The 10,511-nt window shown below is 63.4% G+C and carries 10 protein-coding genes and 8 pseudogenes; 12 read left to right on the forward strand and 6 right to left on the reverse strand.

Translation table 11 applies throughout. The features are described from left to right. Positions 1-26: 26 nt before the first annotated feature. A pseudogene (locus CF68_RS36425) lies at positions 27-667 on the forward strand (exo-beta-N-acetylmuramidase NamZ domain-containing protein); the annotation flags it as partial. Positions 668-720: 53 nt separating this feature from the next. Next, entirely contained in the window at positions 721-984 is a 264-nt protein-coding gene (locus CF68_RS38600; protein WP_235205871.1) for a cation transporting ATPase C-terminal domain-containing protein, read from the forward strand. Positions 985-1,170: 186 nt separating this feature from the next. Here CF68_RS38600 and CF68_RS37515 read toward each other — a convergent pair whose 3' ends face one another. From CF68_RS37515 to CF68_RS24000, 3 genes are read right to left on the reverse strand one after another with little or no spacing between them, the layout of a single operon-like run. Next, on the reverse strand, positions 1,171-1,320 hold the full coding sequence (locus tag CF68_RS37515) for a hypothetical protein (protein WP_161786872.1): 150 nt from the start codon (positions 1,318-1,320) through the stop codon (positions 1,171-1,173). A 57-nt stretch (positions 1,321-1,377) separates the two neighbouring features. Continuing rightward, positions 1,378-1,758: an Hsp20/alpha crystallin family protein gene (locus tag CF68_RS23995; RefSeq protein WP_035823648.1), complete on the reverse strand. Its 381-nt coding sequence runs from the start codon at positions 1,756-1,758 to the stop codon at positions 1,378-1,380. 17 nt (positions 1,759-1,775) lie between these two features. Further along, positions 1,776-2,210: an Hsp20/alpha crystallin family protein gene (locus CF68_RS24000; protein WP_013958692.1), complete on the reverse strand. Its 435-nt coding sequence runs from the start codon at positions 2,208-2,210 to the stop codon at positions 1,776-1,778. Between the two features lie 160 nt (positions 2,211-2,370). On the opposite strand from CF68_RS24000, the gene CF68_RS24005 reads away from it, so the two are divergent. The 7 genes and pseudogenes from CF68_RS24005 (at position 2,371) to CF68_RS39205 (ending at position 6,434) form a co-directional block, all read left to right on the forward strand. Then, positions 2,371-3,321, forward strand: a complete 951-nt coding sequence (locus CF68_RS24005; protein WP_035823651.1) for a DnaJ C-terminal domain-containing protein — start codon at positions 2,371-2,373, stop codon at positions 3,319-3,321. 3 nt (positions 3,322-3,324) lie between these two features. Beyond that, positions 3,325-3,633, forward strand: coding sequence for a chaperone modulator CbpM (locus tag CF68_RS24010; RefSeq protein ID WP_035823653.1), 309 nt, complete (start codon positions 3,325-3,327; stop codon positions 3,631-3,633). Between the two features lie 445 nt (positions 3,634-4,078). Continuing rightward, the gene (locus CF68_RS38605) at positions 4,079-4,429 is read left to right on the forward strand and encodes a DUF1003 domain-containing protein (RefSeq protein WP_235205869.1); all 351 of its coding nucleotides are present in this window, start codon (positions 4,079-4,081) and stop codon (positions 4,427-4,429) included. Then, positions 4,383-4,625 (forward strand): hypothetical protein, encoded by a 243-nt coding sequence (locus tag CF68_RS38610; RefSeq protein WP_235205872.1) that lies wholly within the window; start codon positions 4,383-4,385, stop codon positions 4,623-4,625. Before CF68_RS38605 ends, CF68_RS38610 begins: the two co-directional genes overlap by 47 nt. A gap of 164 nt (positions 4,626-4,789) precedes the next feature. Next, a pseudogene (locus CF68_RS36430) lies at positions 4,790-5,279 on the forward strand (IS6 family transposase); the annotation flags it as partial. 402 nt (positions 5,280-5,681) lie between these two features. Further along, positions 5,682-6,053, forward strand: a complete 372-nt coding sequence (locus tag CF68_RS24025) for a helix-turn-helix domain-containing protein (RefSeq protein WP_235205870.1) — start codon at positions 5,682-5,684, stop codon at positions 6,051-6,053. A gap of 114 nt (positions 6,054-6,167) precedes the next feature. Next, positions 6,168-6,434: a CcdB family protein gene (locus tag CF68_RS39205; RefSeq protein ID WP_084187406.1), complete on the forward strand. Its 267-nt coding sequence runs from the start codon at positions 6,168-6,170 to the stop codon at positions 6,432-6,434. 49 nt (positions 6,435-6,483) lie between these two features. Here the strand turns inward: CF68_RS39205 and CF68_RS24030 are convergent. After that, a pseudogene (locus CF68_RS24030) lies at positions 6,484-7,447 on the reverse strand (IS630 family transposase). A 359-nt stretch (positions 7,448-7,806) separates the two neighbouring features. On the opposite strand from CF68_RS24030, the pseudogene CF68_RS37210 reads away from it, so the two are divergent. Next, positions 7,807-8,380, forward strand: a pseudogene (locus tag CF68_RS37210) (3-keto-5-aminohexanoate cleavage protein); the annotation flags it as partial. Here CF68_RS37210 and CF68_RS38620 read toward each other — a convergent pair. Continuing rightward, positions 8,381-8,659, reverse strand: a pseudogene (locus CF68_RS38620) (integrase); the annotation flags it as partial. Between the two features lie 120 nt (positions 8,660-8,779). After that, positions 8,780-9,323 (reverse strand): annotated as a pseudogene (locus CF68_RS36445) (integrase); the annotation flags it as partial. A 65-nt stretch (positions 9,324-9,388) separates the two neighbouring features. Between CF68_RS36445 and CF68_RS24045 the strand changes: the two are divergent. Further along, a pseudogene (locus CF68_RS24045) lies at positions 9,389-10,405 on the forward strand (DNA-binding protein). Beyond that, positions 10,389-10,511, forward strand: a pseudogene (locus CF68_RS38625) (DNA-binding protein); the annotation flags it as partial. The pseudogenes CF68_RS24045 and CF68_RS38625, both read left to right, overlap by 17 nt.

Consider the following 10,511-nt stretch of genomic DNA (forward strand, 5'->3'; position numbering starts at 1 on the left):
ACGGTCCTACTTCCGTATAAGGGGATGCCTTTACCGGCTACTATCCGCTTCCGCTCGTGCACGGCATGACGGTGGGCGAGCGGGCGCGGCTGTTCAATGATCGGCTAGGTATCGGCGCTGACTTGGTCGTGGTGCCGATGGCGCAATATCGACGGGCGATGCGGTATGGCGACACCGGGCTCGGCTGGGTGCCAATATCGCCCAACCTGCGGGACGCTGAGGCCCTGTCGCTGTATGCGGACGTGGGGCTGGTGGAAGGCGCGGAGGTCAGTGTCGGCCGCGGCACGGCCATGCCGTTCCGCGTGGTCGGTGCGCCCTGGATTGACGCTCAGGCGCTTGCGCGCGAGCTGAACGCGTTGGACACCGGCGCCATCTTCCGGCCGACGCGCTTCGTGCCAGCCGAGGGGCCGCATCGCGGCACGCTGTGCGCCGGCGTAACGATCCAGCGTTCGTCGAGACCGGGTCGGCCGGGCCGGATCGGACTGGCCCTGGCGCTGGTTCTGCACCGGCGTTATCCCACGCACTTCCGCATCGAGGCGATCCAGCGTCGGTGGGATCGCGGATGGTATGGTCCATGCTGCGCGATGGCCGCTCCCTCGAGGCGATTGCCGCGGCGATCGAGGCGCAAGCCGCGGCCTTCGGCGTACACCGCGATACATTATGCTGACGGTCTTTCATGCCGGCGAGAGGCTCTTCCATACCGGCTGGTTCATTGAGTCCATGGCCACGCAGGTGCTGGTTATCTTCATCATCCGCACCCGCAGGAATCCTTTCAGGAGCTACCCGAATCCGTGGCTCATCGCCTGTTCACTGGCGGTGGTAGCGGTGGCCGTGCTGCTGCCGTTCACCCCGGCTGGCGTGCATCTCGGCTTCGTCGCGCCGCCGGCATTCTTCTTTCTCATCCTCGCTGCCATGCTGCTCTTCTATCTGTTGGCGGTGGAAGGCATGAAACAATGGTTCGTCCGCCGCTTTGCAGCAGAGTGACGCAGAAGGGTGGATTCTTATCCCGGCTACGCCGTCCTTCACCGCAACAAAGAAGCCATCTGAATGGCACTACCGGCAGCAACCGTTTGAACCCGACCACAGGGATCTCGCAGGAGAATCTGTTCCTCCAGATACATGCGCATCGTCCGGATATGCCTGTTTCCAGGCGTCCAATCGGGCAGGTAGTCATCTTTCACCCGCCGCCCCAATAGCACGCAGGATCTCATCCCGACTTATCGAAGATGCCGGCTTCGAGATCTTTCCTGAAATGCTGTTGGCCCCTCGCTGTTCAAAGGGGCGAATACCGGAACTCTCTTTCAACGATTCCAGTTTCATTTCAGCCCTCCTACGTGTGGGCAGTATTGGGTGAGCCCACTGCCCGCTCGGCTTACATCACGCCACCTTGACCTCAATGCGGCTCGGTTGTGTGAGTTCGGCTTTCGGGATGCGTAGCTTGAGCACGCCGTGGTTGAACTCGGCGACAACCTTTTCGGCATCTAGTTCCTTGGATAGCGTGAACACGCGCCGGTAACGGGGCAGGGAAACCTCCGTGTAACTGGCTTCCATGCCCTCCGGCAGATCGAGGACGACTTCGCCCTTGATGGTCAGGATACCGCCTTGCACCTGCACGGCCAGCTTGTCCTTGGGCACACCCGGCAGATCGGCGTATAGGGTAATGCCTGCGGCGTCCTCGTACACATTCACCGGCGGCATCAGGGCTGTTTCAGGGCTGGCAGTTTCGGCTTGCTTGGTGACAGCAGTATTTTCGCTCATGGCCAGATCCTCCTCACTCACTGGATGCTGATTTGGCGCGGCTGCGCGGCCTCGAGGCGCTGGATGCTGATGTGCAGCACGCCGTCGCGGTACCTGGCCTCCACCGCCTTGGGATTCACGTCGCTTGGTAGGCTCACCACACGGCGGAAGCGGCCGGCGAAGCGCTCATCGATATGCACGGAGGTTTGCTCGTCCTTGTCGGGAAGATCGGGCTTGCGTTCGCCGACAATGGTCAGCACGCTCTGCACCAGCTGCACGTCGATGCTGGCCGGATCGACGCCAGGGGCAAAGGCGTAGATTTCCACCGAGTGGGGTGTGCCGCCTACATTCATGGCCGGAAAACTGACCCGACCGCGAATGCTGGGAGACAGCTCGAATGGCTGCTGCCACTCGCGCTGTAGGCGTTCCAGCTCTGAGAATATGTCACGGGGAAACAACGATCGATACATCATGTTTGCCTCCATTCGCTTTCGCGTGGGCGCCATATTCGGACGCCCCCGGTTGCAATGGTACGGCTTCGCCTGCGGATTTCAAGGTCTTGATTTGACTGGTATTCGACATCATTCTTCCGAGTAGAAGGGCAGCCCTCGAGACCGGAAAAGGGGAACACGCATGGAGTTCCATGACTACTACAAGACGTTGAGGGTGGCACGCGATGCCACGGCGGAGGACATCAAGAAGGCGTTCCGCAAGCTCGCGCGCAAGTTCCATCCGGACGTTTCCAAGGAGTCCGATGCCGAACTGCGCATGAGGCAGCTCAACGAGGCCTACGCCGTGCTCTCCGACCCGGACAAGCGCGCCGCGTACGATCAATTGGGGCGAGGCTATCAGCCCGGCCAGGAGTTCCGTCCGCCGCCGGACTGGGACACCGGCTTCGAATTTTCCAGTCGGGGTTTCTCGCCCCAGGAAGAGGCCGATTTCAGCGACTTCTTCGCCGAGCTGTTTGGCCATGTGGGGGGCAGACACCGCGGCTCCCATGCACACGGTGGCAGCTTCCAGTCACGCGGTGTGGATCACCACGCCAAGGTGCTGCTGGACCTGGAAGACGCCTTTACCGGCGCCACCCGCCAACTTTCGCTGCGCTTGCCAAGCATGGCCCAAGGCGTGGTGCAGTTGAGGAGCCGGACCCTCAGTGTGAAAATTCCCAAAGGCGTGCGCGAAGGTCAGCTCATCCGTCTGGCCGGGCAGGGGGCGCCGGGGATGGGCGGCGCGCCGGCGGGGGATCTTTTTCTGGAGGTGCATTTCAATCCGCACGACCGACTGAAAGTGAAGGGGCGCAATCTACACCTCACCCTGCCGGTGGCGCCATGGGAGGCGGCGCTGGGGGCGGTGGTGCCGATCAATTTACCTGGGGGCGAACTGAAGGTGCGCATTCCCTCTGGCGCCCAGAGCGGCAGCGAGCTACGTGTGCGCGGCAAGGGCATTCCCGCTAATCCACCGGGCGATCTGCTGCTGGACATCCAGGTCGTGTTGCCGCCGGCAAACACCCCCAAAGCGCGGGAGTTCTATGAAACCATGGCGCGGGAAATGATTTTTAATCCGCGCCCGGATAGGAGAGCCTGACCCATGTCTGATGATGACGTTCTGATCGGCTGCCTGTTGGATGAAGCTTGGCTGACTCTGGAGCAAGTGGCGGCAGCCTGCAAGGTAGAGTCAGAGTGGCTCATGCAGCATGTAAATGAGGGCCTATTTCCCAATGCGGTAAGCGTCGCTGGCGTCTGGCGGTTTTCCAGCGCCAGCCTTCGACGGGCGCGGCGCATGCGTCAGTTGGAGCGTGACTTTGACGCCATACCGGAACTGGCTGCTCTGGTGGCCGACCTGCTGGAAGAAATGGATGATCTGCAAGCGCGGCTGCGCTGTACCAGTCGGGGCTGAGCGCTACATGGATGCGCAAGCCTGGGCCGTTGAGCCTGGGCGAACCGTCTGCTGCCAACTCGTGCCCCCCTGGCCCCTGATGGGCGTAAACGCTACAAGGGGCGGCGCTGCTCGCGCGCCCGCAGAGTCCGCCGCCAGAGCCACTCTCTTGCGTACTTCAACGCGGCGATTTTTACTACCTCGTTGCAGCCAGCCTTCAAGTTGGAGTGCCCGTTTGGGGTACGTGAATGACCGCTGACCGCTGTGGATTCAACTGGTGGATGCAACGGATTGGTGAAATCGTCTGGGGGTGTTTCGTACACTCTGTTCGTTCCCACGCCGCGTTGCCTCGGTGAGGAATGGGCTGACGATAGGCTTCCGTTGTTCATTGAGTGTCTCTTCCTCGGTATAGTGCCGCAGACGCCGCTGTGGACTGGTCTCGAACGATTACTTACTTGGGGAATGTATGAAAACACCGAACTCCGGCTTCCATGCCGCTCCGTTCGACATTCCGAACGTTGATCACTTTCGCTTCCACCGGCCTCACGCGCATCTTGTCCCGGCGTTCGGCAACGACAGGTTCGCGCTCAAGGCCGAAGCCTTCGCGCGTTTTTTTGGGACGCCCGTTTTTGTAGGGGCACAGACGGTAATCGTCGCCATCTGGATTGGGGTGAACGCCCTCGGTTTCACCAGGTTCGACGTTTACCCATTCATTCTCCTTAATCTGGCATTCAGTCTCCAAGCGGCCTATGCCGCGCCGCTCATTTTGCTTGCTCAGACGCGACAGGCAGCGCGACAACGCACACGCCGAGGCTGACGCGCAACACAGGGAGGCCCTTGCTGTCGCTAACGAGCAGCGGCAGGCAATTGCCGCGCAGAACGCGGCACAACTGCTGGAGTTGCTGCAGCGGAATACGGAACTGACCGAACTTACCCAAAAATTAACTGTGCGTGTCGAAACGCTGACCGTCGAGTTGCACGAGAAGCTCTTGCAAAAAGACTCAAAACCATAAAGCCGACACCCTGCCCATCAAGGCTGAAGTGGACGTTCGTGTTGATGAGGTACTGGGAGTGAGCCAAAAGCGGGGGGCAAATCCGTCAGGAAAGGGGTCTATTGTGTACTGAGACCGATTAATGGCGTTGTCAAGTTGGCGAAGCGGTCGGGTAAGATGAGGCGATGAAGAAGAAATCGCTCTTCATGGCCACCGGTTTCCGGCGGCGATCATCAGCTGCGCGGTGCGCTGGTATTTTCGCTTCAACCTGAGTCTGCGCGACATCGAGGAGTTGCTGTTCGAGGGCGGTGTCGTCGTGACCTACGAAACCATTCGCCGTTGGTGCGAAAAGTTCGGCGCCGGCTTCGCGCATCGCGCCAAGGTCGCACGGCGCAAGCCAGGCAGCACTTGGCATCTGGACGAGATGTTCGTGAAGCTGCGCGGTGAGCCCTACGTCCTATGGCGAGCGGTCGACGAACATGGCGCCGAACTCGACATCCTGCTGCAGAAGCGGCGCGACAAGGCTGCCGCTAAACGTTTCTTCCTGCGCGTGCTGTGCTCTTGCCCGGCGCCGCGCAAGATTGTCACCGATCAGCTGCGCAGCTACCGGCGGCGAAAGCCGACATCCCGGAGTTGGCCTGCGTCAAGCACGTGTTCGTGAAGGCGACCGCCCGCCGGGCACCCGCAGGCCTGGAACAGCGTGCTCGACTTCCGCAAGCGTGGATCAGGAACTCGCGCAGCGCGTCGGCCGGCTTGTCGAGCTTGAGGCCGGCCTGCCACAGCATGCCGACCTCCATGTCCGGCACCGCCGCGGCGATGGTCCTGGCCTCGATCTGCTTGCCCTCCAGCGACCACGGCCGGTACACCATATCGGTCAGCACGCCGAAGCCGGCCGCGGCGAAGTAGCGAAACTGCCGCAGGGTGATCTCCTTGGCGATCCTTTTCGGTGCCCCGGGTGACTTGGCCATGGCCATCCCTCCGCTACGGGCCTCTGCGAAGTGCTTATTAGCAGGCGCGGATCTTTGCCGGCATCCCGGCCGCCATTGTGAGAGTATAATTTCACGTTTATGAAACAACATGGAAAACCGCCTCCTCGCTGGCTTTCCTTCTGCACAAACGCCCCCCATGCCACGGTCACTACCTGATCCGACTCCACCGTCGCGCGCGACGATTCGCACCATTCACCAACTGGGCGACCGGATTCGAGCAAGCCGGGCAGGGAAAGGAATGCCTATTGACCAGGCGGCCAGGCATTCCGGTGTCTCCATCGGCATGCTGTCCAAGCTCGAGAACGGCAAGGGGGTCAATCTCGAGCATGCCCTGCGCGTTTTGGACGGACTGGGTTTGACGATGCTGGTCGTTCCCAAGGCGCATGCGCCTTGGCTCGAACAGGCAGCGGCCCATGCGGCCAAGATCGGCGAGGATGTGGCGTGGGACCAGAATGCTTAGCTAGTCGCGTCGCGTGGCGCCGTGGCGTGGAAGCGGTAACTGTTTACGCACCTCCCGCCATCCGATATCCCATGGCCCTGTAGCCTCGTTGGCGCTTGTTCCACATCCACAGTAATGCCGCGTGGCCGGTGTCGACAAAATCGACAAGGACGACACAGGCCCGCGCCTTTCCTCGTTGACGTTCAGAGCGAATTTCTCGCCGGCTTGAGCACAACTGTCGTTGTGCCTCTGATCAGGGCCAATTCGCATCCCGGGGCCTCGGCTACCACCCCTGATCCCGCCTTTCGAGTTCCAGGGGATTCGTTGCGTGTTCTATCCGCCTTTCATAGCAGCAGTTCCCAAGCAAGCGATGGGCGAGCGAGTCGGATCGTTGCGTGCTGAAAGCGGCGTCCTCGTGACGGCGATCGACCGCTTGATGGGTGCCTTCTACTCAGCGGTCCGAAATATAGGCGACAGATGGGGCGTCGAAGAATGAGCGCACAAGCCGGCGGTTCTTCTTCACGTCGTGCAGGTGCTGCTCAACGCGGATTTCCAGTTTCTCGCCCGCTCGCAACGGATTGCGCGCCACACCAGTTCGCTTGAGATGACCCCACACGAACTCGTCGGGATTCGGGTCGGGCGCGTAACCCGGCAGCACATGCATCGTGAGCTTTCCCTTGGTCGATTCGATGTACTCGCGCACATTGGCCTTCTTGTGTGCTGGCAGTCCGTCAACCATCAGATGCACTGGGCGGTTGCGGCCCTTCATCATCTTCTTGAGCAATTCGATGAATAGCTCCGCGCTCAAGGCCCCTTTGTAGGTCGCAAACCAGAAGGCACCTTTGGCGTTCACCGCGGACGCGGCGGAAATCGATTGGCGCTGCCCGGGGCGCTCAATCACCGGTGTCTCGCCTTTGACCGCCCAGGTCTTGCCATGCACCGCGTCGGCTCGAAATCCTGATTCGTCCCAGAAGTAGATGTCCGCACCGCTTTGCTTGGCCGCAACCGCAATGCCCGGAAATGATTCACGCTGCCAGCGCTCGACGGCCTGCGGATCTCGTTGGTACGCCCGCTGCAATGGCTTTTGCGGGCAGCGTGGCCACAATCTGTCGTGTCCACAGCCCGAAGTCCAGACCGTACTGCCGAGGATCCTGCCCATTGATCCACCGAAAGACCTGCGCCTGTTGCGCTCGCGTGAGCTTGCGTGGCCGGCCTGTCGCTGGACGCGATGCCAGCGCCCGCGGGCCTTTGCCCGAGCCCGAGGCCGCCTTGAGCCAACGGTAGATTGACGTTCGGTTCATGCCCAGCGACTTCACCACCACCGATGGTTTCTCGCCTTCGTGAACCCGGCGCAAGGCAAGCCGGCGGAACTCCTCTTGCGTCGCGCGATCGAGTGTACGGCCATCTCGTTGCATGTTGAATGAGACTAAACGGTCGTCACGAGGTTCCAATTTTCGTCGCTGTATTTACGGACTGGTGAGTAAGAACCTCGGGGTATCGGGAGCTGGGTGCCGAGGAACCTGGCTCACGCCATCCTGTGAGCCGCAATGCGAGCAAGAGCGAGCCCGCGAAGCTCCTGGCCGTGTTCGTGGCTGGCGCTTCGGATGAGGTGGGGCCTCTGGTCGGTGGGCATTTTCGAAAGTTTTGGCCTGTTACTACTTATCAATTCTACGCGACAACGGATCAATTCTGCCGAGGCGGCGAGCCGCATCATATCTGCAAGCGCGGACACGGTCTGCCTTCGCAGACTCCGCAGCCTACAAAGGAGAACACCATGCATTTCCTCGACGGGGCCCTGCTGCCCGAAAACCAGGAAAAACTTGTCATCACCGCTGCTCCGTACGGCCCGCAATGGGAGCCGGGCGACTTTCCGTCTGACATCCCGGTCACGATCGAGGAGCAGGTGCAAAAGGCGGTGGACTGCTACAACGCCGGCGCCACCGTGCTCCATTTCCATGCCCGCGAGGACGATGGTTCGGGCTGCATGCAAGAACCTTGACCGCTTCAACGAGCTGCTATCGCGCCTGAAGCAGGCGGTGCCCGACATGATCATCCAGGTCGGCGGCTCGATCTCGTTCGCACCGGTCGAGGAAGGCGCGCCCGCCGAGTGGCTGAGCGACGAGACGCGTCACATGCTGGCGCGCCTGAAGCCGACGCCCGAGCAGGTCACCGTGGCGGTCAACACCGGCCAGATGAACACGGTGGAGATCATGACCCCAGAGGACTGCGCAGGAACCTCTTTCGAGCGCAAGGCGGTCTACGACGCCTACGAGGAGATGATCGTTCCGGCCGGGCCCGCCTGGTTGCGCGAACACCTCGCCCAGCTGGCGGCCAACGGCATCCAGCCGAAAGTTGTCCCGCACGTAACGCAGGCCCACCTGCTCGTCGGTCATGTGCGAACCAGCGGTATGGCGCAGCCAGTGGGCCGAGGCACTGGCCAGCACCGCGGCCTGGGCTTCCCATTCGGGCCCGCGCGCACGCAGGCGCGCGGCCGCCATGCCGAACACTTTCTTCAGGATCAGGTGCAACGCCCCGCGTGACAGGCCCTTTTCTCGGTTCTCCTGGCCAATGACCGGCAGCAGCAAGGGGCGTGTCTCCCCAGGCTGCGGGTTCGGCGCCAGCCCATAGCTGGAAGGCGTTAACTCTTGGGAGTCCACCCAATCCGAGGCCACGCCTGCGTGGCCTCGTGCCGCGCATCCTCCTCGCTATGCAGGTAGCCGCTCGTTGTCGAGATCGACGAATGCCCGGGCGCGGCGGTAGCGCGCGAGTTCGGCGACCAGTTCGTCGGTGGCAGGCACCAGCCGGGTCTTGTTGCCCTTGCCGGTCACCTCCAGCCACCAGCGCTCGACGCCCTAGGCATCGCGCCGGCAGAAGAACGTCCCCCATGGGGGTGCCCGTCACCTCGGCGGCCCGCAACCCGCCCAGGTAGAGCACCGTCAGCACCCAGCGGCAGCGCGCCGGGTGCAGGCGTTCACGCTCGGTCGCGACCGGCATCGCCGCGACGGTCTCTTTGACCGCGTCCCACAAGTCGTGACTGAGGTAGCGCGTGATGCGCGGCCGGTTCGGCGCGCGCCGGCGGCGCGCCAGCGCGAGCGGATTGCCGGCCAGATAGCCGGCTTCGGTCAGCCAGGCGAAGAGGGCATTCAGAATGACCAGCGCGTGCCGCACGCTGGCCGGCGACAGGGGCCCGGCAAAGGGGCGCCAGTCGCGGTGGCCGCGGCCGAGCTTCTTGCTGCCGGCGGCGCCGGAGAGCGCCGGCGGCAGCTGCAGGCGTTCGAGCGGGCTGGGCAGCGGGGCCGCCAAGCTTTCCAGGGGGTTGATCGGGAGCTCTGACCGGCGCCGCGCTGCAGGCCGACCTGGCTGAACTGCGCGGGCGCTTCTCCGAGACCCGCGCGCTGTATCGCGAGGTCTGCGGCCTGCTGTTCTTCCGCTATGGCGTCACGCCCACCGCCAACAAGCTCTACAGCCTGGTGCGCAAGGGCAGCATGGGCACGCCCGCCGAGGTGCTCCAGCAGTTCTGGCAGGAGCTGCGCGGGCGCACCCGCGTCACCATCGACCACCCCGATCTGCCGGATTCGTTGAAGGACATCGCGGCCGGGGCGGTCCAGACCATCTGGCTGGCGGCCAACGAGGCCGCCACCGCCGAACTCGCCACGCTGCGCGCCGAGGCGCGGCAATCCATCGAAGAAAACCAGGCGGACCTCGCCGCCGAGCGGCAGGCGCACGCCGCCACCCAGACCCGGCTGGAAGCGGGGCGGGCAGAACTGAAGGCGGCGGGCCGCCAGCTGACGGAGCTGCGTACCCAATTCTCGACCGAGTTGGAACGCGCCCGCGAGCAGGTGACCATTGCCCAGGAACGGGCCGACGCCAGCGAGCGGCGGGCACTACGCGGACTGGATGCGGAGCGCACCGCGCGCCAGAAGAGCGAGCGCGCCACCGAAGAGTTGCGCGGCGAACTGGCAGCGGCACGCCAGGAGGCCCGCGACTCCGCAGTCGCGCAGGCCGAGGCCGGGCCCGACTCGAAGCCCAGGCGGCGGCGCTCACGGAGCGGCTCAACGAGCGGCTCGCGGCCGCCGAGGTGGCGCAGCGCCAGGCCGCCGGCGAGCGGGACGCGGTGCAGACGGAACTCAGCACAGCGCCGGGCCGAGCGCGCCGAGGCGGAAGCCGTGCTGGCGCGCCAGCTGCTGGCAGAACTGCGCCTGCCGCGCGAGCGGGAACGGCGGCACAAATCCGGCGGCCCGGCATCGACCGATAGCGAAGCACCAAACGAAAAGCCGGCCGACGAGCACGGGGCGCCGACCGGCTCGCACCCGGAAGATGGCCGCGACAGCAGCGACCGCAACGACAACGAAAACGATGACAGCAAAAATTGAGCGGGCGGCGGCGATCCGCTGGATCCAGGACCGGATGGCCGACTACGACCTGACCATGGAGAAACTGCGGGCGGCAGGGTGCTTTGATCGGCCGCCCCCACCGCCG

Origin of the sequence: Cupriavidus sp. SK-4 (assembly GCF_000611125.1) — a bacterium.
In the GTDB taxonomy this organism is placed as follows: Bacteria; Pseudomonadota; Gammaproteobacteria; order Burkholderiales; family Burkholderiaceae; genus Cupriavidus; species Cupriavidus necator.

What these genes read in the sequence shown, in the direction of transcription:
- CF68_RS38600 (WP_235205871.1), top strand. Translation starts at nt 721, where the DNA reads ATGGCCACGCAGGTGCTGGTTATCTTCATCATCCGCACCCGCAGGAAT.
- CF68_RS39205 (WP_084187406.1), top strand. Translation starts at nt 6,168, where the DNA reads ATGCCGCGTGGCCGGTGTCGACAAAATCGACAAGGACGACACAGGCCC.
- CF68_RS37515 (WP_161786872.1), bottom strand. Translation starts at nt 1,320, where the DNA reads ATGAAACTGGAATCGTTGAAAGAGAGTTCCGGTATTCGCCCCTTTGAA.
- CF68_RS24010 (WP_035823653.1), top strand. Translation starts at nt 3,325, where the DNA reads ATGTCTGATGATGACGTTCTGATCGGCTGCCTGTTGGATGAAGCTTGG.
- CF68_RS38605 (WP_235205869.1), top strand. Translation starts at nt 4,079, where the DNA reads ATGAAAACACCGAACTCCGGCTTCCATGCCGCTCCGTTCGACATTCCG.
- CF68_RS24000 (WP_013958692.1), bottom strand. Translation starts at nt 2,210, where the DNA reads ATGATGTATCGATCGTTGTTTCCCCGTGACATATTCTCAGAGCTGGAA.
- CF68_RS23995 (WP_035823648.1), bottom strand. Translation starts at nt 1,758, where the DNA reads ATGAGCGAAAATACTGCTGTCACCAAGCAAGCCGAAACTGCCAGCCCT.
- CF68_RS24025 (WP_235205870.1), top strand. Translation starts at nt 5,682, where the DNA reads ATGGAAAACCGCCTCCTCGCTGGCTTTCCTTCTGCACAAACGCCCCCC.
- CF68_RS24005 (WP_035823651.1), top strand. Translation starts at nt 2,371, where the DNA reads ATGGAGTTCCATGACTACTACAAGACGTTGAGGGTGGCACGCGATGCC.